This window comes from Brevibacillus aydinogluensis (assembly GCF_961514395.1).
Taxonomy (GTDB): domain Bacteria; phylum Bacillota; class Bacilli; order Brevibacillales; family Brevibacillaceae; genus Brevibacillus; species Brevibacillus aydinogluensis.
This window is the reverse complement of the sequence record NZ_OY569118.1, coordinates 3,106,540-3,129,454: the sequence shown is the minus strand read 5'-3', so window position 1 is coordinate 3,129,454 and position 22,915 is coordinate 3,106,540. Positions and strand designations below refer to the sequence as shown.

At 58.2% G+C, this 22,915-nt stretch carries 21 protein-coding genes; 19 read left to right on the top strand and 2 right to left on the bottom strand.

What is annotated here, in order from left to right; genetic code table 11:
- The first annotated feature begins 24 nt into the window (after positions 1-24).
- The 6 genes from Q7F15_RS15315 (at position 25) to Q7F15_RS15290 (ending at position 5,093) form a co-directional block, all read left to right on the top strand.
- Positions 25-1,203, top strand: a complete 1,179-nt coding sequence (locus Q7F15_RS15315; RefSeq protein ID WP_171565787.1) for a M20 family metallopeptidase — start codon at positions 25-27, stop codon at positions 1,201-1,203.
- A 140-nt stretch (positions 1,204-1,343) separates the two neighbouring features.
- Positions 1,344-1,544, top strand: coding sequence for a DUF3311 domain-containing protein (locus tag Q7F15_RS15310; RefSeq protein WP_171565786.1), 201 nt, complete (start codon positions 1,344-1,346; stop codon positions 1,542-1,544).
- Positions 1,541-3,016, top strand: a complete 1,476-nt coding sequence (locus Q7F15_RS15305) for a sodium:solute symporter family protein (RefSeq protein ID WP_171565785.1) — start codon at positions 1,541-1,543, stop codon at positions 3,014-3,016. The genes Q7F15_RS15310 and Q7F15_RS15305 overlap by 4 nt, the downstream gene beginning before the upstream one ends.
- A gap of 79 nt (positions 3,017-3,095) precedes the next feature.
- Positions 3,096-3,788, top strand: a complete 693-nt coding sequence (locus tag Q7F15_RS15300; RefSeq protein WP_171565784.1) for a metal-dependent hydrolase — start codon at positions 3,096-3,098, stop codon at positions 3,786-3,788.
- 240 nt (positions 3,789-4,028) lie between these two features.
- Positions 4,029-4,871 carry an SPFH domain-containing protein gene (locus tag Q7F15_RS15295; RefSeq protein WP_304414563.1) on the top strand — a complete coding sequence of 281 codons (843 nt, stop codon included), beginning with the start codon at positions 4,029-4,031 and terminating at the stop codon, positions 4,869-4,871.
- 21 nt (positions 4,872-4,892) lie between these two features.
- Positions 4,893-5,093, top strand: coding sequence for a type II toxin-antitoxin system antitoxin (locus tag Q7F15_RS15290; RefSeq protein ID WP_171565782.1), 201 nt, complete (start codon positions 4,893-4,895; stop codon positions 5,091-5,093).
- A gap of 124 nt (positions 5,094-5,217) precedes the next feature.
- On the opposite strand, the gene Q7F15_RS15285 is transcribed toward Q7F15_RS15290, so the two are convergent.
- Positions 5,218-6,510 (bottom strand): amidohydrolase, encoded by a 1,293-nt coding sequence (locus Q7F15_RS15285; RefSeq protein ID WP_304414562.1) that lies wholly within the window; start codon positions 6,508-6,510, stop codon positions 5,218-5,220.
- 414 nt (positions 6,511-6,924) lie between these two features.
- On the opposite strand from Q7F15_RS15285, the gene Q7F15_RS15280 reads away from it, so the two are divergent.
- The 10 genes from Q7F15_RS15280 (at position 6,925) to Q7F15_RS15235 (ending at position 17,700) form a co-directional block, all read left to right on the top strand.
- Positions 6,925-8,145 (top strand): IS256 family transposase, encoded by a 1,221-nt coding sequence (locus tag Q7F15_RS15280; RefSeq protein ID WP_230076618.1) that lies wholly within the window; start codon positions 6,925-6,927, stop codon positions 8,143-8,145.
- A gap of 714 nt (positions 8,146-8,859) precedes the next feature.
- Positions 8,860-9,711, top strand: coding sequence for a MurR/RpiR family transcriptional regulator (locus Q7F15_RS15275; protein ID WP_230076619.1), 852 nt, complete (start codon positions 8,860-8,862; stop codon positions 9,709-9,711).
- Between the two features lie 14 nt (positions 9,712-9,725).
- Positions 9,726-10,769 carry a serine hydrolase domain-containing protein gene (locus Q7F15_RS15270; RefSeq protein ID WP_304414561.1) on the top strand — a complete coding sequence of 348 codons (1,044 nt, stop codon included), beginning with the start codon at positions 9,726-9,728 and terminating at the stop codon, positions 10,767-10,769.
- A 36-nt stretch (positions 10,770-10,805) separates the two neighbouring features.
- Positions 10,806-12,098 (top strand): ABC transporter substrate-binding protein, encoded by a 1,293-nt coding sequence (locus tag Q7F15_RS15265; RefSeq protein WP_212132297.1) that lies wholly within the window; start codon positions 10,806-10,808, stop codon positions 12,096-12,098.
- A gap of 76 nt (positions 12,099-12,174) precedes the next feature.
- Complete coding sequence (locus tag Q7F15_RS15260) at positions 12,175-13,116, top strand: carbohydrate ABC transporter permease (protein WP_171565777.1); 942 nt, start codon at positions 12,175-12,177, stop codon at positions 13,114-13,116.
- Positions 13,117-13,141: 25 nt separating this feature from the next.
- Positions 13,142-13,966 carry a carbohydrate ABC transporter permease gene (locus Q7F15_RS15255; RefSeq protein WP_304414560.1) on the top strand — a complete coding sequence of 275 codons (825 nt, stop codon included), beginning with the start codon at positions 13,142-13,144 and terminating at the stop codon, positions 13,964-13,966.
- Positions 13,953-14,942: an N-acetylglucosamine kinase gene (locus tag Q7F15_RS15250; RefSeq protein ID WP_171565775.1), complete on the top strand. Its 990-nt coding sequence runs from the start codon at positions 13,953-13,955 to the stop codon at positions 14,940-14,942. The genes Q7F15_RS15255 and Q7F15_RS15250 overlap by 14 nt, the downstream gene beginning before the upstream one ends.
- The gene (gene murQ, locus Q7F15_RS15245) at positions 14,923-15,831 is read left to right on the top strand and encodes an N-acetylmuramic acid 6-phosphate etherase (RefSeq protein ID WP_171565774.1); all 909 of its coding nucleotides are present in this window, start codon (positions 14,923-14,925) and stop codon (positions 15,829-15,831) included. The genes Q7F15_RS15250 and murQ overlap by 20 nt, the downstream gene beginning before the upstream one ends.
- A gap of 266 nt (positions 15,832-16,097) precedes the next feature.
- On the top strand, positions 16,098-16,424 hold the full coding sequence (locus Q7F15_RS15240; RefSeq protein WP_171565773.1) for a DUF3870 domain-containing protein: 327 nt from the start codon (positions 16,098-16,100) through the stop codon (positions 16,422-16,424).
- Between the two features lie 64 nt (positions 16,425-16,488).
- The gene (locus Q7F15_RS15235) at positions 16,489-17,700 is read left to right on the top strand and encodes a sensor domain-containing diguanylate cyclase (protein ID WP_212132294.1); all 1,212 of its coding nucleotides are present in this window, start codon (positions 16,489-16,491) and stop codon (positions 17,698-17,700) included.
- 4 nt (positions 17,701-17,704) lie between these two features.
- On the opposite strand, the gene nhaC is transcribed toward Q7F15_RS15235, so the two are convergent.
- A complete protein-coding gene (nhaC, locus tag Q7F15_RS15230) occupies positions 17,705-19,051 on the bottom strand; it encodes a Na+/H+ antiporter NhaC (protein ID WP_212132293.1) in 1,347 nt (448 codons plus the stop codon).
- Positions 19,052-19,370: 319 nt separating this feature from the next.
- Between nhaC and Q7F15_RS15225 the strand changes: the two genes are divergently transcribed.
- From Q7F15_RS15225 to Q7F15_RS15215, 3 genes are read left to right on the top strand one after another with little or no spacing between them, the layout of a single operon-like run.
- Entirely contained in the window at positions 19,371-20,387 is a 1,017-nt protein-coding gene (locus Q7F15_RS15225) for an NAD-dependent epimerase/dehydratase family protein (RefSeq protein ID WP_212132292.1), read from the top strand.
- Between the two features lies 1 nt (position 20,388).
- Positions 20,389-21,450 (top strand): dihydrodipicolinate synthase family protein, encoded by a 1,062-nt coding sequence (locus Q7F15_RS15220; RefSeq protein WP_212132291.1) that lies wholly within the window; start codon positions 20,389-20,391, stop codon positions 21,448-21,450.
- A 32-nt stretch (positions 21,451-21,482) separates the two neighbouring features.
- Positions 21,483-22,832, top strand: coding sequence for a helix-turn-helix domain-containing protein (locus tag Q7F15_RS15215; protein ID WP_171565768.1), 1,350 nt, complete (start codon positions 21,483-21,485; stop codon positions 22,830-22,832).
- The last annotated feature ends 83 nt before the right edge of the window (positions 22,833-22,915 follow it).

Sequence of the window (22,915 nt, the reverse complement as noted above, 5' to 3'; positions counted from 1 at the left end):
GCACATCACAAGGAGGCATGAATGATGACGACAACAGCGACGTTAAACGACGCGGTGGAACAAATCAAGGAGCAGGTGATCGCGTGGAGGCGCTATCTGCACCAGTATCCGGAGCTGTCTTTCCACGAGGAACAGACGGCCCAATTCGTATACGATACACTCCTGTCGTTTGGCAACCTGGAGGTGCATCGTCCGACGAAGACCAGCGTCATGGCACGGCTGATCGGCTCCCAGCCGGGGCGGGTCCTGGCGATGCGGGCGGACATGGATGCCCTGCCGATTACCGAAGAAAACACGTTTGATTTTGCCTCGAAAAATCCGGGCGTCATGCACGCCTGCGGACACGACGGCCACACGGCGATGCTGCTTGGGACAGCCAAGATTTTGTCGGGGATGAAAGACCGGATCAAAGGCGAGGTGCGTTTTCTGTTCCAGCACGCAGAAGAACTGTACCCCGGCGGAGCGGAAGAAATGGTGCAGGCGGGCGTGATGGACGGCGTCGACGTAGTGATCGGCACGCACTTGTGGTCGCCGCTGGAGTATGGCAAAGTCGGCATTTGTCCCGGGCCGATGATGGCTGCACCGGACACGTTCTGGATCACGGTCCTGGGTAAAGGGGGCCACGCTGCTCTGCCCCACCAGACCGTCGACAGCATCGCGATTGCCGCACAGGTGGTGACCAACCTGCAGCACATCGTCTCCCGCAATACCGATCCGCTGGACAACCTGGTCGTTTCCGTCACCCAGTTTGTCGGCGGCACCATGCACAACGTAATTCCGGGATCGGTCAGCATCTGCGGTACGGTGCGCAGCTTCGACCAGAAACTGCGCGAGTCTGTCCCGGCCCTGATGGAGCGGGTGGTTAAAGGGATTACGGAAGCGCACGGCGCCTCGTACGAGTTCAAGTACGAGTTTGGCTACCGTCCGGTCATCAACGACGCCGACGTGACCAGGCTGATGGAGGAAGTGGTGGTGGAGACGCTGGGTCCCCAATGGGTGGAGCATATCAAGCCAAACATGGGCGGCGAGGATTTCTCCGCCTTCCAGCAAAAAGCGCCGGGCTGCTTCTTCTACGTGGGTGCCGGCAACAAGGAGAAAGGCATTATCTACCCGCATCACCATCCGCGCTTTACCGTGGACGAGGATGCGCTGCAGGTGGGCGTGAAGTTGTTTGTCAACGCTGCCCGCAAAATCGTGATGTGACCGTTCCCTGGGGATGGCTTGCTTGTCCGCCGCTCCGCCAGGCGGCGGCAGCACCTCTTGGCGGGAACACCCATGCGCAGATTGACACAGTCTGAATCGCACAGGTTCGAACAGAAACGGAAGGGAGAGGTAAGGGTCCCATGAAGGTGATTCATGTATTGGCGTTGCTGCCGTTTATCGGCATTCTCGCCTGCATCCCGCTGGTTAACCGCGTCACCCCATACGTGTTCGGTCTGCCGTTTCTCCTCTTTTGGGTCGTCATGTGGGTCGTGCTCACATCGGTGATCATGGCAGTCGTGTACAAACTGGACCCGGCGAACAGGGAGGAGGATGCAAAATGAACGCCGCGCTGCTGGTCATTTTCGCCTTTCTGGCGCTTTCTCTCTACCTCGGCATCCGGGCGCGCAAAGGCAAGGACATGAATCTGGAGCAGTGGACAGTGGGGGGGCGCGGCTTCGGCACCATTTTGGTCTTTCTCCTGATGGCGGGGGAAATCTACACCACGTTTACATTCCTCGGCGGCAGCGGCTGGGCCTACAGCAAGGGCGGCCCGACGTTCTACATCATCGCGTACGGCGCGCTGGCCTACGTTCTCTCCTACTGGCTGCTCCCCGCCATCTGGCGCTATGCCAAGGAGCACAAGCTGGTCTCCCAGTCGGACTTTTTCGTCAGCAAGTACAACAGCCCGTATCTGGGCATCCTGGTCTCGCTCGTCGGCGTGGCGGCGATGATTCCCTATCTGGTGCTGCAGCTCCAGGGCCTGGGGATCATCGTGTCGGAAGCGTCGTACGGCAGTATCTCCCGTCAGGCGGCCATCTGGATCGGGACCATCGCCGTCACCTTGTACGTCATGGTCTCGGGCATTCACGGCTCCGCCTGGACAGCGATGCTCAAGGACATCATGATTCTGTTTGTCGTCGTCTTTCTCGGTCTCTATCTGCCATTCCACTACTACGGCGGCATTCAGCCGATGTTTGAAGCGGTGGAAGCGGCGATGCCCGGATTTCTCGCCCTGCCGGAGAGCGGCATGAGCCCCTCCTGGTTTATCTCCACGGTGCTTCTGACCGTGCTGGGCTTCTACATGTGGCCGCACACGTTCGGTTCCTCCTACTCGGCGGAAAACGAGCGGGTGTTCCGAAAAAATGCGATCATCATGCCGCTCTACTCGCTGGTGCTGCTGTTTGTGTTTTTTGTAGGGTTTGCCGCCATTCTGCAGGTGCCCGGTCTGAAGGGGGCGGACGGCGACCTGTCGCTCCTGCGCCTGTCCATCCAGACGTTTGACCCGTGGTTTGTCGGCGTGATCGGGGCAGCGGGCCTGCTGACCGCCATCGTGCCAGGGTCGATGATCCTGATGGCCGCCTCCACGCTGCTGGCGAAAAACGTGTACAAGGTGTTCGCCCCGCAGGCGAGCGACGCGCAGATTTCCAAGCTGGCCAAGTACCTGGTGCCGGTGGTGGCGCTCATCTCCCTCTACTTTACGTTTGAAGGCGGCAGTGCAATTGTCGCGCTGCTCTTGATGGGGTACAGCCTGGTGACGCAGCTGTTTCCCGCTCTCTTGTTCAGTCTGATGAAGCGCAATGTGGTGACCAAACACGGGGCAGCGGCCGGCATTATCGCCGGGGTGGCCACGGTGGCTGCCATTACGCTGAGCGAGACCACGGTCGGCAGCCTGTTTCCCTTTTTGCCGCAGGCGATTCAGGATCTGAACGTCGGCATCGTCGCGCTGATCGTCAACGTCGTGGTGATGGTGGCAGTCAGCCTGGTGATGCGAAGCAGGAGCGCGATCGGCGACAAAAACGCGCATGCCGCGTAAGCGATTTGACATGGCTTTCATTCCCTTCTATCATCAGAGGGAAAGCAAGATCATTGTTGAGGGAAGGTAGGGAGATCACATGTTGGATATCCGGTATCACGGCCACTCCTGCGTACAGTTGACGAGTGGGGAACATTCGATCATCGTGGACCCGTTCATCTCCGGCAATCCGCTGGCGACGACCGCGCTGTCCGACATTCGCGTGCAGTACATCCTGCTGACGCACGGCCACCAGGATCACATCCTCGACGCCGTGGAGCTGGCCAAGCAGAACGATGCGACGATTATCGCCACTTTTGAACTGGCCAACTACCTGGCCTGGCAGGGCGCGAAGACGATGGCGCTCAATCTGGGCGGGTCGGCAGCGTTCCCGTTTGGCCGCGTAAAAATGACCCAGGCGTTCCACAGCTCCGGCATGGTCTACGACGAGGAGCAGCGGATCGTCTACCTGGGCATGCCCGGCGGGTTCATCGTGAACATCGGCGGCAAGACCGTGTACCACGCCGGAGATACCGGCCTGTTCGGCGACATGAAGCTGCTTGGGGAGCGCCACGACATCGACGTTGCCTTCCTGCCGATCGGGGATGTCTTCACGATGGGACCGGAAGACGCGGAAACGGCCGCCGAGTGGCTCAAGGCCAAGTTCGTCGTGCCCATTCACTACAATACGTTCCCGCCGATCCAGCAGGACGGAGAGGCGTTCATCGCCCGGCTGAAGGAAAAACGGATCGATGGACAGGCGCTGAAGCCGGGAGAAAGCATCCAATTGTAAACGCTTTGTGCAGACAAAAGCGGGCAGTGCGAACGAATGTGAAGCACGTCCAGTCAAACAGGCAGACACAGCCGTTCCTCCCTTTCAAACCGGGAGGGCGGCTTTTTTGTTTGTACCAATAGCAGGCGCAGCGGCATATGTGGCGTTATTTTCATGACATGTGCTGCTTTACATCTCTCATATCTAAATGATATACTTATGATATCACTTTAAAATCATTATAAAAAGGGGCGTGCGGAAATGACGGAAAAACGGACGTGGGCGCTGAATGGGTTTATCGGTTTGCTGCTGGAAGTCGTTCTTTTTGCATTGGGACTGTATTTCCTCAGCGAGGGCAGTCTGATCGGCGTCCTCTTTCTGCTGCTTGTCGCTGTGGGTATCTCGGGGTTCTTCATCGTACAGCCCAATGAAGCAAAGGTGCTCATCTTCTTTGGCCAATACTTGGGCAGCGTGCGCCGGAGCGGCTTTTGGTGGGGAACGCCGTTTACGATTCGTAAAAAGGTGTCGCTGCGCGTTCGCAACTTCAACAGCTCTAAGCTGAAGGTCAACGATGTGGAAGGAAATCCGATCGAGATTGCGGCCGTCGTCGTGTTTCGCGTGGTTGATTCCGCCAAAGCCTTGTTTGACGTAGACAATTACGAGACATTTGTGGAAATCCAAAGCGAAACGGCACTCCGACACATTGCCAGCAGCTATCCCTACGATACGTTTGAAGACATCAATGCCAGCTCACTGCGCGGCAATGCGGATGAGGTCGCGGCGGAACTGGCCCGCGAACTGCAGCAGCGGCTGCAGGTTGCCGGGGTTGAGGTGTTGGAGGCGCGCCTGACCCATCTGGCCTATGCGACGGAGATTGCGGGAGCGATGCTGCAGCGGCAGCAGGCAGCCGCGATCATTGCCGCTCGGCAGAAGATCGTGGAAGGGGCTGTCGGCATGGTTCAAATGGCCGTCAACAAGCTCAAGGAAGACGGCGTGATCGACCTGGACGAAGAACGAAAGGCAGCCATGGTCAACAATCTGATGGTAGCCATTGTATCCGAACGGGAAGCTCATCCGGTCATCAATACGGGCACGATCTACTAGAGCAGATGCTGGTACAGGGATATGGCCAAAAAGAAGCAGTTTCCCTTGCGAATTGACATGCATCTGTACGAGGTGCTGGAACGGTGGGCGGCCGATGAATTCCGCAGCGTCAATGCCCATATTGAATTTCTGCTTCGTGAGTCCGCCAGACGCGCCGGCCGCCTCTCTTCTGGCGGCAAGGAACAGAAACATCCGGATGAGAACGACCAGGAACATGACTGATGCTTCCTGCCACGCGATCACGGCGGGCGTACCTGTATCCGCCAAGAAGTGTGTGGCACATACGAAACACAAGCCGTGCTCCCAATGGGGGACACGGCTTGTATTTTTGCGTCCGTGCGTTTCGTCACAACCCCTGGACCAGTCTCGCCGCCCGCTTGGCCGCCTGTTTTTTGATCTCTTCCCAGGAGAGGGTAAGGAGTTCACGCCGCCGCATCAGCATGCGGCCGTTGACGAATACGGTGTCGACGTCTCCGCCCTGGGCGCCGTAGGCGATCAGCGAGGCGATGTTGTGGACAGGCTGCAGGTGAGGCTTGTCGAGGTCGATCAGAATGAGGTCTGCCTTTTTGCCCGTTTCCAGCGTCCCTACCTCGTGGTCGATGCCCAGCAGTTTGGCGCTTTCGATCGTCGCCATGCGCAGCACCTGTTCGGCCGGCAGCCGGGTCGGGTCGCCGTAATCCAGCTTCTGCAGCCAGGTGGCCGCTTTGATCTCCGCAAACATGTCCAGCGTGGTGGCGCTGCCGGCGCCGTCCGTACCAAGGCCGACGGTGATGCCTTGCGCCAGCAGATCGGTCACCGGCGCAATTCCGCAGCCCAGCTTTAGGTTGCTGACGGGATTGTGGGCGACGCCGCCGCGCATGCCGCGCAGGTAGCCGATGTCTCGGCGTGTCAGGTGGACGGCGTGGGCCAAGAGGACATGATGGTGGTCGAACAGGCCGAGCTGGTACAGGTATTCGGTCGGGGTCTGTCCGTACTTGTCGCGGAGCTTGACCGTCTCCTCGATCGTTTCGGCCAGGTGGATGTGGATGGGCACGCGCCGCTCCCGAGCCAGTGCGATCACCTCCCGCAGCGGTTCGGGCGGGCAGGTATAGGGGGCGTGCGGGCCAAACATCGTGGTGATGCGTCCATCGCCAGCACCAGACCACTTTTCCACCAGGTCGATCCCTTCCTGCATCCGCTTGCCTCCGTCATCCTGGAGAAAGACCAGACCCCGGGTGAGCGAGGCCCGCATCCCGCTGTCCAGCACCGCCTGTCCCACCGCGTCCATGCAGACATACATGTCGGCAAACGCGGTCGTGCCGGAGCGGATCATCTCCGCTGCGGCGAGCAGCGTGCCCCAGTAGATGTCCTCTTCCGTCATCCGCGCTTCAGCGGGCAGCATCTTTTTCTCCAGCCAGTCCATCAGCTTCAGGTCGTCGGAAAAGCCGCGCATCAGGCACATGGCGGCGTGGTTGTGGGCGTTGATCAGGCCGGGCATCGCCGCCATTCCCCTGGCGTCAATCACCTCGTCTGCCTCACGGTCGATGACGGGGGCGACGCCGGCGATCCGCTCGCCCTCGATCAGGATGTCCCCCGCAAACGGTTGCTCTCCCTCCCGCATCGTCAGAATCGTGCAGCCTTTGAGCAGTGTCGTCTTCATCTGGACTCCCCTCCACGTAATGATGATGGTGTCGCTTTGAGCGTAAGGGTTGCCGTTGCGGAAAGGTCAAGAGGCGGAGAAAACTCATCGTATGATATCCCTTTTGTTACTGTCCCGAAAATTTTCATGGAGGATTGTCTATGTTCTATGTACCCTGCTAAAAATGCAATACATGGAATGATTTCCCGATGTTTTACAAACATGACTGATGCGGATTCGCGAGATAGGCATTTCAGTGCTGGGGTGATAGAAAAGCTTCATTTGAGGCAGGTTGGAAATGATGCAACGCATAGGGGACTTGAGGAACGGTAGATTCACGGCATCACGGGCTATATGAGTCTATAAACTATTTTGTGTAAACTCCTAACCTTCAAAATAGAGTACAATGAATTCTAAGAAAGGTTGGGAGAGCCCATGAGCCTGATGACCAAAGAGCAACTCAAGCAGTGGATCAAGGAAAAGAACATGCAATCGGTGGAAGACGTCCAATCGGCCCTGAAGGAGTTGTTTGCCGACACCCTTCAAGAGATGCTGGAAGCCGAACTGGAGACATCTCTTGGCTACGCCAAGCACGACACGAAAAACAAGAAAACCACCAACAGCCGGAACGGCTACAGCAAGAAAAAGGTGCGTTCCGAGTACGGCGATGTGGACATTCAGGTTCCGCGTGACCGGGCCGGTGAGTTTGAGCCGACCATCGTCAAAAAGAACCAAACGAACGTGACGGGTATCGAAGACCAAATCATTGCCATGTATGCCAAGGGTGTTTCTACCCGCGACATTCAGGATCACCTGCAGCAGCTCTACGGCATCGAGGTTTCTCCTACCCTCATCTCCAACGTGACCAACAAGATCGTCCCGCTGATCAAAGAATGGCAAAACCGTCCTTTGCAGGCGGTATATGCGGTCGTGTTCCTGGATGCCATTCACTTCAAGGTGAAACAAGACGGTGCCATCGTCAACAAAGCCGCCTACATGGCCATTGGCATTGACTTGGAAGGCCACAAAGATGTACTTGGCATCTGGATCGGGGAAAATGAATCGGCAAAGTTCTGGCTTCATGTCGTAAACGAGTTGAAAAACCGGGGCGTGCAAGACATCCTCATTACCTGTGTGGACAATCTTCGCGGCTTCTCCGAGGCCATTTCCGCTTGCTATCCCATCACGGAAATCCAGAAGTGCATCATCCACCAGATTCGCAACTCGATCAAATACGTTTCCTACAAAGACATCAAGAAGATCACGTCGGCCCTGCAGCCGATTTATAAAGCGGCCACGGAAGAGGCCGCCTTGGAAGAACTGAATCAATTCGAGCAGACGTGGGGACAAAAGTACCCCCTTATTGTCCGTTCCTGGCGTACGAACTGGGCGGAAATCTCCACCTTCTTCAAGTACTCACCCGAAATTCGCAAACTGATCTACACAACCAATGTCATTGAGAGCTACCATCGCCAACTGAGAAAAGTCACCAAAGGAAAAGCCATTTTCCCTACAGACGAAGCCCTGCTCAAAATGCTCTACCTGGCAACCATGGATGTGTTACGAAAGTGGACGGGGAGAGTTCAGAACTGGGGCCAAATTCTGTTACAACTGTCCGTTCAGTTTCCGGAGCGAGTTCAACCATATCTCCGCTGAGCCTAACGGCTATTGGAGTTTACACAAAATCATTGACAGACCCGGCTATATTTACGTTTATGCTGAACATATTTTTTATACTATTAGCTTATATGACCGATTTCATTTGTAACAGGTTGTCGAGAATTTCTCGACAACCATGATTTTTGTTTTTTAGCGATAGTTTCAGGTTTATTTTAATTTGAATGAAAGAATATAGATAATCATAAAAATAACGAAACTTACTATAGAAACTATTCTTCGTTTATTATATTCCTTCTCATTTTTCTCGACAATCCATTTAATAGCTTCTAAGAAATTGTATATGGCAAGAACGAATAGGATCATCAGTATTCCTAAGTAATAAAATTCCACATTAATACCTCCCTTAGTGTTTTTTCTATCTTCCTCATTATGTAAATTTCCACCTATATATTACAATTGATATAACAAAAAAGTAAACCTGCTCGCATGTGCAGTAATTTCATCCATTCCAAACAAATGCTTTGCCCCTTTGTCATAATATAGGTCAGCCTGCTTATCCCCTTTTGGATGTAGACGCATGCCTTCATCAAGTTTTTTAGGAAGTCCAAAACGACAACGTCTTCGAGTGTTGCCCCTTTCCAACGGACATTTTTTTGCCGTTGTTGTAATATTGTTTAATAAACAGCGATTGACTCTAGAAATAAAATTACATAAAATAAAAGGGAAGTTTTGGTAGGAAGTGGTGTCGGGATGCTGAGCGGAGGTCTTGTCAGTCTGCAAGCAATGTTGGAAGAATTGAAGCCGTCCGAACGAAAAGTGGCCGATTTTATTCTCGCCCATCCGCATGAGGTGGTAAAGCTGTCGGTCCAGAAGCTGGCGGAGTTGAGCGGCGTTTCGGAAGCGACGATCATTCGCCTGGCGCGGACGCTGAACATGAAGGGATACCAGGAATTAAAGCTGAGAATCGCCGGGGATCTGAACAAGCAGTCGGAGTCGGACAGCTACCAGGAAATCATGATGGAGGGCAGCGTGGACTCGATCATGCAGGCGATCAGTTGGAACAACATCCAGTCGATCAAGGACACGCTTTCCGTCCTATCAGCCGAAGAGGTGGAGCGGGCGGCCGAAGCGCTGTCCCGGGCCCGCAAGATCGACGTGTACGGAGTAGGCGCTTCTGCCGTGATCGCGGAGGACATCAAGCAAAAGTTTTCCCGGATCAACCTCTGGTGCGAAGCGTATTCCGACTTTCACGCCCAGCTCACGTCGGCCGTCAACCTGACGGAGCGGGACGTGGCAATCGGCATCTCCTACTCGGGACAGACGGAAGACATCATTCAGTCGCTGACGGAGGCGAAACAGCAGGGGGCGACCATCATCACCCTGACCAAATTTGGGCCGTCTCCCGTCGCCGAGCTGGCCGACATCCGACTGTTCACCAGTTCGGTCGAAAAGAGTATCCGCAGCGGCGCCATGGCCTCCCGGATCGCCCAGTTGAACGTGATCGACATTGTGTTTATCGCCATGGTCTCCAGAAGGCATCAGGAAGTGATCCCGCTGCTGGAAAAAACGCGCCTGGCCGTGAGCCGGACCAAGCGGTCGTAGAGGAGGAAGCGAAGATGGAAAGCGTCAAGCGGCTGCTGGAGGAATGGGTGGAGCAGGGGTTGATACCAGGGGCCGCCTTGCGGGTCGTCAACAGGCGCGGCCTCCTCTTCGCCTGTGACGTGGGCCGGACCAGTCTGCCGGACGGACAGCCGGTGACGCCGGATACGCTGTTCGACCTCGCTTCGCTGACGAAAGTGACAGCCACCTTGCCTGCCGTTCTGCTGCTGCTGCAGGAGGGGCGGCTCGCCCTGGACGATCCCGTAGGCTGCTTCTTTCCCGACTGTCCGGCCGACAAGCGGGATATCACCATCGAGCAGCTCCTGACGCATACGGCGGGATTGGCTGCCGACACGGAAAAACGGCGCAGGGACGCTCACATTCCGCTGCCGGAGACGTTGTACGCGCTGCCGCTGCTGCATCCGCCCGGCGAACGCGTGGTGTACAGCGACCTGGGGATGATCTGGCTGGGGCTGCTCGTGGAGAAGCTGACCGGAGAGCCGCTGGACCGTTATGTCAAGCGGCGCCTGTTTGATCCGCTGGGCATGCGGCACACCTGCTTCCGTCCGGATCGGAAAATTTTTCGCAATATTGCGTCTACAGAGTGGTGCCGCTTGACCAACGGCTTCCTCACCGGTGAGGTGCACGACGAAAAAGCGTACGCGATGGGAGGAGTAGCCGGTCATGCCGGCTTGTTTGCCACCGCCGACGACCTGTGCCGCTATGCCATGATGTGGCTGGGCAGCGATCCGGCGCCGATCACCCCCAAATGGAGGGAGCAGGCCGTACGCTGCCGCACGGAGGGCAAGGGAGGAGCGAGGGGCTTGGGCTGGGAGGTGAACTGCGCCGGTGAGAGGCTGAGCTGCGGCAGTGGATTCAGCCGGAACAGCTTCGGCCACACCGGGTTTACCGGGACCAGCATGTGGATCGATCCGGAGCGCGGATGGGCCGTCATTTTCCTCACCAATGCCGTCCATCTTGGCCGCGATCACGCGCTCAGGCGTTTGCGGCCGATCCTGCACGATGCCGTCACGGCCCGGCTCATGCCGGACCTGACATAAATTGCAGTCAAGTGTACAAAAGGGGGAAGTTGGAGCATGAAGAGGTTCTGTTTGCACACAGCCGCTTCGGTTGTGCTGGCCGCCACGATGGCCCTGGCCGGATGCAGCGGCGGAGCAGAGACGACCAAACCGTCGGGCGAGCAGGGAGGGCAGGGCGGCTCCGCGCAGGTGACGCTCACCATGAACAGTTGGCGCGTTGAGGACACGGAGGGGTACAAGAAGATCATCCAGGCATTTGAAGCAGAGAACCCCGGCATCAAGATCGACTTCAAGCCGCTCAAGGCCACGGAGTACGACACGATCCTGAACACGGCCCTGCAGAGTGACAGCGGCCCCGACATCCTGCAGCTTCGGCCCTACGCGCCCGGCATCTCGCTGGCGGAGGCGGGCCATTTGGAGCCGCTTGACAATCTGCCCGGCATACGCGAGTTTCCCCAGGACGTCCTGGCCGCTGCCACAGGCAAAGACGGCAAGATATACGGCGTCCCGCTCTCGCTCAACTCGACGCAGATTTACTACAACAAAAAAATCTTCGACCAGTACGGGTTAAAGGAGCCGAAAAGCTGGGACGAACTGATCGCCACAGCCAAAACACTGAAGGAAAACGGCGTGGTGCCATTCGCGTTTGGCGCCAAGGAAGGATGGCTGCTCTCACTCAGCCACGGCGTGATTGCACCGGGAACCTACAACGGCAACGCGTTTGTTGACAAGCTGCTGAAAGGGGAGAGTACCTTCACCAGCCCTGAGTTTGTCAAATCGCTGCAGCGGATGCAGGAGCTGGTCCCTTATTTCCCGGAAAATTTCGTCGGCCTGGAACTGAACGACATCCGCACGATGTTTTTCACGGAAAAGGCGGCCATGTTCATCAATGGCAGCTTTGAGCTGGAAGGGCTGAAAAAGATGAACCCGGATCTGCCGATCGATTTCTTCCCGATGCCGACGGATGACGGCAGCAACGTTTTGACCACCTGGGTGGACGGCTCGTACGCAGTCAACGCCAAGTCCAAACACAAACAGGAGGCGCTGAAGTTTTTGGAGTTTATGACGACGAAAAAATTCGGCGAGCTGTTTGCAAGCGAGTTCAAACGGATCAGCGCCGTGCCCGGAGTGAGCACCGACGACCCGCTGGTGAACAAGATGGCGGAGATGTCGCAGAGCATCGCCACGCCGTATCTGATGGTGGTCCATTTTGCGGAAGGGAATCCGTCGACGAAAAAGACGCTGGAGAACGCCCTGCAGGGCATGTACCTCGGCAAATTGACGCCGGAGCAGGTGGCGCAAGAGGTGCAGAATTCAGCGGAAAAATGGTTCCCCGCTTTCAAGAAGTAGACATTTGTGGAAAATGGCGGCGGGGTGAGAGCGTGCTTGTTTCCGCTCCGCCGCCCTCATCAGGGGGTGGGTGAACATGAGCATAGCAAAGACACGGGCTGCCCGTTCAAAGGGAAAAGCGCGGTGGCTCGTCCACCTGTTTCCCCTTCCGGCACTCGTGATTTACACATTGTTTGTCGTCTACCCGATCGTGTCTGCCTTCACCTACAGCTTGTACGAGTGGGAGGGCATTTCCAGAGGCGCCTACGTCGGCCTGAAAAACTTCATCACGCTGTTTCGGGTGGAGCCGTTTCAGGAAATGTTCTGGAATGCGTTTGGCCACAACGTCATCTACTTCGTGGTCGAGATGATTGTGCAAAACGGCATCGCCTTTGTGCTCGCCTTTCTCATCTACCGCAAGCTCAGGGGAGCCGGCTTCCTCAAGGTGGCCTATTTCCTCCCTCGTCTCTTGTCCGTCATCGTGGTCGGCTTTTTGTGGAAACTGATTCTCAACCCCAACTACGGGGCGCTCAATACCTTGTTGCACAAGCTGGGCCTTTCGGAGTGGGCCAGGCCCTGGCTGGGAGACCCGGATACCGCCTTGTTGGCGATCATTCTCGTCAACTGCTGGTTTGGCATCGGGTTTGCGGTGCTGATCTTCCTCGCCGGGCTGCAGTCCATTCCCGAGGAGCTGATCGAGGCGGCCCGCTTGGACGGGGCGAGCGGCCTTCGCATGCTGGTGAAGATCATTCTTCCGCTCTGCATGCCTTCGATCACGATCATGACGATCTTTACCTTCATCCAGGCGTTCGAAGCGTTTGAACTGGTGTACGCCATGCAGGGGTCGATGGGCGAACCGTATTATTCCACCGACACGCTGGCCGTCTACTTTTACCGGTTGGCGTTCAGCGGGGCGGGAGGCGCCGGAGACATCTCCATTGGTCTGGGCTCGGCGCTAGCCATCGTCATCTTTTTCATCGTCGCATCCGTCTCAGCCCTCTCTCTCTACCTGATGCGGAAACGGGAAGTGCAGCACTGACGGAGCGGAAAGGAGGAGCAGTCTTGTGAAAACTGGCGTGGGCGTCCGGTCGCTGCAGTATGTGTTCGCCTATCTGTTTGCGCTGGTGGCGACGTACCCGATTGTGCTGATGATCGTCTCGTCGTTTAAAACCAATGTGGAGATTTTTTCTAATCCGCTCTCGCTGCCCCGCTCGTTCAGCCTGGAGACGTACCGCAAGCTGTGGGAGGCAGTGCCGTTTGGCCACTTTTTTTGGAACAGCATCGTTGTCAGCGTCGCCTCGGTCGTGCTGATCGCCCTCGTTTCGGCAATGGCCGCCTATTATCTGGCCCGGTTCTCGTTCCGCTGGACAGGGGTGCTGTACTTCTTCTTTCTGATCGGCTTGATGATCCCGATCAAGCTGGGGATTGTGCCGCTGTTCATGCTGATGAAAAAGCTGGGGCTGTTAAACTCCCTCTGGTCGCTGATTGTGATATACACGGCGAGCGGCATCCCGATCTCCGTGTTCATCCTCACCGGCTTTTTCCGCACGCTGCCGGTGGAACTGGAGGAGGCCGCCCGAATCGACGGCTGCAGCCACTTTCAAATCCTGTGGCGGGTGCTGCTGCCGCTGATTCGGCCCGCGCTCGGGACCGTGGTGATCATCAATTTTATCAGCGCCTGGAACGATTTCTTTTTTCCGCTGATCTTCATCCAGGAAGAGACGCTGAAGACGATCCCGGTGGGGATGATGGTGCTGTTCGGCGAGTACGAGACGGACTGGAGCCTGCTGTTTGCCGGCCTGACGCTCTCCGCCCTGCCGATGATCGTCGTGTTTCTCCTGGCGTCCAGGCAGTTCATGGAGGGGTTGACAGCCGGTGCGGTCAAGTGAACAGCGGCGCTGGTTTGTCGGCATCGACGGCGGCGGGAGCAAGACTACGGCGGCTGTCTGCGGTGCGGACGGGCAGATCGTCGCCCTGGCGATGGGAGAGGGAAGCAATCCGCTGTCGCGCCCCTGGCCGGAGGTGGAGGAGACGCTGCGCGCGTTGCTGCGCGACTGTTTCCAACAGGCGGGTGCGGCGGCACACGAGGTGGAAGGGCTGTTTTTCGGATTGGCCGGTGCCGACCGGCCGCAGGTGCAGACGCAGATTGCCAACGCGTTTCGAGCGGAGTGGGGAGAGCGGCTGCAGATCGACAACGATGCCGTGGCCGCACTCTACTCCGGCACCTGGGGCGAACCGGGCATCGTGCTGATTGCCGGCACCGGTTCCATCGCCTACGCGCTGACGGCGGATGGGAGCCGGCATCGCGTCGGAGGCTGGGGATATCTGGTCGGCGACGAGGGAAGCGGCTATGACCTGGGCCGGCAGGCGGTGGCGGCTGTGCTCCGGGCGTTTGACGGCCGCGGCGACCCGACGGCGCTGACCGGGATGCTGGTGTCGCACTACGGGGTGGAGGCGCCCGACCAACTGATCGCTCGATTGTACGGATCGCCCAATCCGCGCAGGGAATTGGCCGGGGCGGCCATCCTGGTGGACCGGGCGGCTGCCGCAGGAGACGAGGTGGCCGGACGGCTGGTGCGGCAGGCAGCCGCTTCGCTCGTGGAGCTGGCGGAGGCGTGTCGGGCCAAGGCTGGAGAGCGGCTGCCCGTAGTGCTGGCGGGCGGGTTGTTGGCATCTGATACGATGCTGCGCCGCGCCGTGCTGCAGATGGCCCGGTTTGAGGCGGTCCTGCCGGATGCGCCGCCGGTGACCGGTTGTCTGGCCGAGGCGCTGAGGCGGGCAGGCCTGTCAGTCAATGCAGCAGTCAGGAAAAATCTGTGCCGATACCATCCAGAGGGGGAAGCCAATGGGGGAGAACTTGTTTGAGCTCACAACGGAGATGCGCAACCAGGCGAGCGAGTCGCTGGATCAGATGTCCAGCCTGGAAATCGTGACGCTGATGAACGAAGAGGACAAAAAGGTGGCGCACGCCGTACAGTGTGTTCTGCCCGAGGTGGCACGGGCTGTGGACATGATCGCCGCCGCCCTGGAAGCAGGAGGGCGCCTCTTTTACTTCGGCGCCGGCACAAGCGGCCGGCTGGGGGTGCTGGATGCTGCGGAGTGTCCGCCCACCTTTGGCACTGATCCGCAAATGGTGCAGGGAATCATCGCCGGCGGGGAAGCAGCGTTGAAGGAAGCGATCGAAGGGGCGGAAGACTCGCCGGAGTTGGGAAAAGAAGACGTCCGCCGGTGCGGCGTCCGCGCCGGTGACGTAGTGGTGGGCATAGCCGCCAGCGGTCGAACGCCGTACGTGATCGGCGCGCTGGAAGAAGCCAAGGCGCGGGGGGCGGCCACCGTCTCCCTCTCCTGCAATCCCGATCCCGACATCAGCCAGGGCGTGGACGTCTCGATCAACATCGTCGTCGGCCCGGAAGTGGTGACCGGATCGACGCGGCTGAAGGCGGGGAGCGCCACCAAGATGGTGCTGAACATGCTGACGACGGCCAGCATGGTCCACCTGGGCAAAGTGTACGGCAACCTGATGGTCAACGTACAGGCGACCAACCACAAGCTGCGGGAGCGGGCCAAGCACATTGTCATGCAGGCAGCCGGCGTCAGCTACGCCGAAGCGGAGCAGTTGATCGCCGAAGCCGGCGGAGACGCCCGCGTGGCGATCGTGATGAAGCTCGCCGGCCTGTCGGCGGCGGAAGCGGCGGAGCGGCTGCGCCAGGCAGGCGGCAAGGTGCGGAACGCCATTGATCAAGCGAAGAAATAGACACACGAGACAGCGGCGCAGGCCGGTCCGGTGACACGGATCGCCTGCGCCTTGCTTTGTTGTGGGGGAGGCGTCGGTATATGTATCTGACCCATCGACCAGAGGATGGAAACAACAGATGGAATAGGGTAAAATTGGTTGTACATAACAATAAAATTCGGCACAGGCTATTGCCTTGAAGGGGTAGCCGTTTTCTCGTCCGTCAAACAAGGGAGCGGATCGGACGAAGGGTTCTATTCCAACAATGAGCAGGGAGGATGAATCGGATGGCGGACTGGACGGACAGGCGGACCGTGTTGACGGCAGGCTTTGCCCAAATACCCAAGGGGACGACCTTGTACGAATTGTCCACGATGGTGGGATGTGTGCTGATCATCGACGTGGAAGACGATGTCATCTGCGATGCCAGCTTTACGTTTGTCATGGAGAAAACGAGCGACTTTCTCGCCTCGCTGTTGAGAGGAAAATCAGTCGCGAACGGGATGGCGGAGATTGTGCAGGAGGTGCAGGAACGTTTCCTGGCGCCTGGTCAGGGAGCGGTGCTGCAGGCGATTCGCGCCGCAGTCGACCGTTATCACGAGAGAAAGCGATAGGGAAAGCGCAGTCGGCGGCGAAGCGCCAACAGGATCAACGCTCGAAGGTGCTGGAGGGTTGTACATGCGTGAAGAACCATCGACCAGGGAAGAGTACACGCTGCACCTGCTGAAACGGTACAGCCAGTGGCTGCACCGGATCGAACAGGTGGACCGCGAGGAAGTGGATGCGCTCTCCCGCCAACTTGCCGGGGATCTCCCGGAGCCTGAATACATCGGTCACAAACAACTGCTGGAGGGAATTGTCACCCTGCATGAAAAAGTGACACATCTGCTGTGGTTGTCAGAACATTTAAAAATTATCCACGACCTCAGCCACATCTTTGCCAAGACCTTTGAGGAAGAAAAGATTCTGTGGAAGGCCTTTGAACTGGTCTCCCGGGTCATGCCCACAGACGCCTTCCTGATCGCCTTTTACGATGAAGGGGACAACGAGATCCGCATTCCGCTTTGCATCGACAGCGGGGTGAACTACGGTCCGATCACCCTCCCCTACGGAAAAGGTTTGATTTCCAAAGTGCTCGCCACCCGGCAAACCGTCCATCTGCAGACGTCGGATGATGAGGCGGAAGGGGCGTCCGTGCGGTGGGGCAACCCCGACAACGACACCAATGCCTGCATTTTTGTGCCGCTGATGCTGGACAACCAGATCAAAGGGGTGATCTCCGCCCAGTCGTACCGCGAATTTGCCTACAAAAAGGAGCACGAGGAGCTGCTCGCCATCATCGGCTTTCAGGTGGCCAGCGCGATCGAAAACGCCAGGCTGTACGATCGGATGTACCAGATGTCGTTCCGGGACGAGCTGAGCGGCATTCTGAACTACCGCGCCTTTCACCGCGATCTGGAGCAGCTTCTAGAGAGCCAGCCGCCCTCCGTCGCGCTGATCATGTTCGACTCCGACCATCTGAAAGCGGTGAACGACCAGTACGGCCATCACCTGGGCGACGCGCTGATTCGGCGCATCGCCGAGGCGTTAAAACAGAGCGCCGCACTGGAAGACAGCGTCTACCGCTACGCCGGAGACGAGTTCATGCTGCTGTCCCCGCGGGCGACGCTGGACGAAGCGATGGCCAAAGTGGGCGCTGTCCGGGAGTACCTGCGCCTGCACCCGCTGGTTTGCGAAGAGCAGGTCATTCCGGTATCGGTCAGCGTGGGAATCGCATGTTATCCCCAGCACGCCGACACGGCAGACGGGTTGAAGCGGGCGGCAGACGAAGCGCTCTACCGCTCCAAGCACAACGGGAAAAACTGTACCACGGTGTACGGTTCGGCGTAGTGCTTTAGCGGCGGAACCAGGCGTAGATAAAGGTAAACAGCGGCGACAGCCACAAAAACAGGGCGTACGGAAGGTATTCAACCGTTGATACGTGCAGCATGTTGGTGAAAAACGCGCCGCTCACGCCCCAGGGAATGAGGGGATTGACCAGCGTGCCGCAGTCCTCCAGGGTGCGAGAGAGACGCTTGAGCTCCATCCCCCTGCGGGCAAAGGTCTCCCGAAACATCTGGCCAGGCAGCAGGATGGAGAGGTACTGCTCACCGGTCAGCGCGTTGACCAGAATGGAGGAGGTTCCGGCCAGCCCGACCAGCCCGCTGTCTCGCTTGATCCGTTGCATCAGCGAGCGAAACAGGCCATCAAACACGCCGCTGTGGTGCAGCAGACCGCCCAGCGAGAGAGCGATCAGGATCAGAGAGAGCGACCAGGTCATCGACATCAGGCCGCCGCGGTTGACGATCGAGGCGACAATGTCATTGGAAAACGAGGCGTGAAACCCATTTTGCATCACATTCAGCCACTCGGCCGGCGAGGTCACGCCCTGCAGCAGCGCAGCGACCGCGATCCCGCCGGCAATGCCCGTAACCAGCGTCGGCATGATCGGTATGCGCATGGCGGAGCAGAAGAGCACAGCCAACGCCGGCAGCAGGGTCAGGGCCGAGATGGTAAAGTGCTGCTCCAGTTCCTGCCGGATGGCGTAAATTCCCTGCAGGTCGACAGGCGCTGTCTGTCCCTGCAGAGCAAAGAACAGCACGGTAATGGCAAATGCGGGGACGGTCGTCCGCGTCATGAAGCGAATATGCGTCGTCAATGGCACGTCCGTCACTCCGGCGGCAATGTTGGTCGTGTCGGACAATGGCGACATTTTGTCCCCAAAACAAGCGCCGCAGATGACGGCACCTGCCGTTACGAGCGGGTCCATCCCCAGGGCGGTGGAGACACCCATCATCGCGACGCCGACCGTGCTGACCGTGGTGAACGAGCTTGCGGTTACGGTAGAGATGACGAGCGTCAGGAACAGGGCGCTCAGCGCAAAATACTGCGGCTGGATGATGGCGATCCCGTAGTACAGGATGGTCGGAATCGTTCCGCTCATCATCCATACCCCGATCAGGATGCCGATCAGCGCGAGAAGCAGCATCGGCGCGACGGCTGACTGCACCCCTTTCACCAGGCCTTCCTCCATACGGCTCCACCTGATGCCGTACAGGCGCAGCAGAACCGTGGAGGCCACGGTCGCGGCCAACAGCGGCATGTGCGGCTCGGCTTTTCCCCAGAACATGGCGGGAAACAGCACGGCAACGACGGCAGCCAGCACCGATGCGCTTTGCGCAAACGACAACGATTTGTTCATCAATAGTCATACTCCTTGTACAAAGTGGAATGTATGCACGTTTCCGCTTTTTGGCTTTACGGCTTTTGTGCTTTTGTGCGTTTAAGTGAGATAGGGGTACTGTAGCCTGATTTGCTTGATTCGTCAATGATTTTTGTCGTATTCAGAATGGTAAAAAAATAGTGGGCAATTACGTCATAGGGATTTTCCTGCCGCTGTCCACCCCGAATTTCAGACGCGTTTTCGTCCTTGTCTGTTCTACGTCCCCCTTCTTACAATAAACCTACAGCGCTGTGTAGTAGAACATTCGCAGGAAGAACACGTAAATCGGGGTGAACGCATGAAGACAGTGGAAGAATTGGAACGGAAAATGACAGAACCTTCAGACGATTTGGTTCGAGCGGTATCCCAACTGGACGGGGATCTGATCATCCTCGGCGTCGGCGGCAAGATGGGACCCAGTTTGGCCATGTTGGCGAAAAACGCGATCAGGGCGGCAGGAGGGAAGCAGCGGGTGATTGGCGTTTCCCGTTTTTCCTCCGGGACGCTCCGATCCAAGCTGGAGGCAGCCGGGATTGAAACGATATCGGCCGATTTGCTGGACGACCAACAGCTTCAGCAGCTGCCCAAGGCGGAGAATGTCATCTACATGGCCGGCCAAAAGTTTGGCACGACTGGCCGAGAGCCGTATACCTGGGCGATGAATGCCTACCTGCCGGGCCGGGTAGCGGAAGCGTTTCGCCACTCGCGGATCGTCTCCTATTCGACGGGGAACGTGTATCCGCTCATGCCGGTCAAAGGGGGAGGAGCCACCGAGGAGACGCCGGTTGCGCCGGTGGGCGAATACGCGCAGTCGTGCCTGGGCCGGGAGCGGATTTTCTCCTATTTTTCAACCGTTTACAACATCCCCATGCTGCATTTTCGGCTCAATTATGCGATAGACATGAGATACGGGGTCCTGCTGGAAGTAGCCTCAGCCGTCCGCGAGCGGCAGCCGATTGATTTGAGCATGGGGCACGTCAACGTCATCTGGCAGGGGGACGCCAACGAAATGGCGATCCGCTCGCTCGCCCTGTGCGACACGCCTCCTCGCATCCTGAACGTAACCGGTCCGGAAACGATTTCCGTACGCTGGCTGGCTGAACAGTTCGCCAAGCGCTTTGGGGTCGATCCCATCTTCGTGAACGAGGAGCAGGATACCGCCCTCCTGAGCAATGCGTCTGAAGCCCATCGGCTGTTCGGGTACCCGCGGGTCTCGCTTCAGCAGATGATCGACTGGACGGTGGAGTGGATCGAAGCGGGCGGCGAGATTTTGAACAAAGCGACGCGCTTCCAGGAGCGAAAGGGGGAATTTTGAGGTGGTCCAAGGGCTTCGTCCGGCTGTCGCCAAAAACCTGTACGAAGGGGTGGTGATTCCGGCCCACCCGCTCGCGCTCGATGCCTCACGCAAGCTGGACGAACGGCGGCAGCGCGGGCTGACGCGATACTATCTGGCTGCCGGAGCCGGTGGAGTGGCCGTGGGAGTCCACACGACCCAGTTTGAGATCAGGGACCGGGAGATCAATCTGCTGGAACCGGTGCTGCGTCTCGCTGCCGAGGAAGTGGAGCGGGCGGGAAAAACCGACTCGTTCATCAAGGTAGCAGGCATTTGCGGCCCCACCGCACAGGCGCTGCACGAAGCGGAATTGGCGGCCAAACTGGGCTACGATCTGGGGCTGGTCAGCATGGGAGGGCTTCACGACTGGAGTGAAGCGGACCTGCTGCGGCGAACCGAGGAGATCGCCAAAGTAATCCCGGTGTTTGGCTTTTACCTGCAGCCCGCAGTCGGGGGACGGGTGCTGAGCGCCGCGTTTTGGCGGGAGTTTGCCGAGATTCCCGGCGTCATGGCGGTGAAGATCGCCCCGTTCAACCGGTACCAGACGCTCGATGTCGTGCGGGCCGTCTGCCAATCCAGCCGCCGTGACGACATTGCCCTGTACACGGGCAACGACGACAACATCGTCGCCGATCTGCTGACGATCTATCGGGTTTGGGTGGACGGAAAGCCGGTGGAAAAACGGATCGTCGGGGGGCTGCTCGGCCACTGGGCGGTCTGGACGCATGCGGCTGTGAGGCTGCTCGACGAGATCAAGCGGGCGAGGGAGAGCGGGATGATTCCGGCAGAGCTGCTGGTCCGCGGCATCGCCGTTACGGACGCCAATGCCGCCTTTTTCGACCCCGCACATCACTTTGCCGGGTGCATCCCCGGCATCCACGAAGTGCTGCGGCGGCAGGGGCTGCTGGCGGGGCGATGGTGCCTGCGGCCGGATGAAGAACTGTCGGAAGGCCAGATGGAGGAGATTGACCGCGTGTACCGGGAGTACCCGGAGCTGAATGACGATTGGTTTGTCCAAAAACATTTGGATGAGTGGCTGTCATAAGTCCCAACAGGCGCAGGGAGGAGGGCGTGGCGATGCAGATCAAAATCAAGATCGGGGTTATCGGACCAGTCGCGATTGTGGAAAACATCCGGGAGGCGATCAAATCGTTTCCCAATTTCATCCCCGTATTTCGCGCTTCCGATCAGATTACGGACGCGCCCGTCTTTGCCCGAGAGTTGATGGACGAAGTGGAGGTGCTGCTGTTTTCCGGCTACTATCCGTACAAAATCGCCAAGGAATCCGTGTCCTTTACCGTCCCGGTCCACTACGTGCCGCTAACGGGAACGGGACTGTACCGCGCGCTGTTTCGCCTGTATCCGTACAGGAAGAGGGGCTGCTTCTCCATTGACACGATTGCCCCGCAGGCGGTGGAAAAAGTGCTGAACGAACTGGGAGAGCCGTTTGCCGAGATGCACTACTACAGCGGGGGCTCCTATCAGGTGGAGGAGATGATCCGCTTTCACCGGGAAGCGTTTGAGCAGGGGATAAGCGACGGGGCGCTGACCGGCGTGAAGGCCGTGTCCGACGCGCTGACCAGTCTTGGCATTCCCAACGAGTGGGTGACGCCCACCATCCAGGACATCACCGTATCCCTGGAGCGGGCGCTGCTGTCCACGGAGAAGCGGCGCAACAAGGAGTCGCAAATTGTCTTTGGACTGATTCAGATCGACGGCTACACGCAGTGGGTAGAGCGGAGCTCGTCCGAGTACGACGTGCAGAAGCGAAAACTGGAGATTCACCGGATGTTTCTCGATTACGTGGGCTGCCTGGACGGCTATTTGACCAGCCTGGGCGGGGGAGAGTACCAGTTTGTCACCACCCGGGGAATTTTCGAACGGGAGACGAGAGGGTACAAATTCATTCCGCTCTTGACGGACGCGAAATCCGCCCTGGGCGTTTCGCTCAGTATTGGCGTCGGCTTTGGCAAGTCGGCCAACGAAGCGGGAACCCACGCCCGGCTGGCGCTCCGCCAGTCCAAAGAGTTCGGAGGGGACATCTGCTTCATCGTGCTGGAAGACAGGAGCGTCATCGGACCGGTCGAAATGGCGCATCCGATGGTGTACGGGCTGTCCATCACCGACAAGGACCTGCTGCAAAAGGCGGAAAAGGCGGGCATGACCGCTGCCTACATGAGCAAACTGATGGCACAGGTGACGCGTCTGGGGAAAACGGAGTACACCGCGCAAGAGCTGGCCTCGATTCTCGGGGTGACCGTCCGCAGCGCCCACCGCATCTTGCTGCAGTGGCTCGACGCCGGGCTGGTGGAGATCGTCGGGGTGGAAAAAATCACGTCGCGGGGCAGGCCGCGGCAGGTGTACCGCCTCTCTTTTGCCGCCTCTCCGATCAACCACAGCGAGCATGAGCGGGCCTCGGCCGAGTGAGCGGGAAGGAATTTCAGACGGGTTTTCGACATTGACCCATTATCTGGGGATTGCGTACAGTTGAAGTACAGCAGCATTTATCT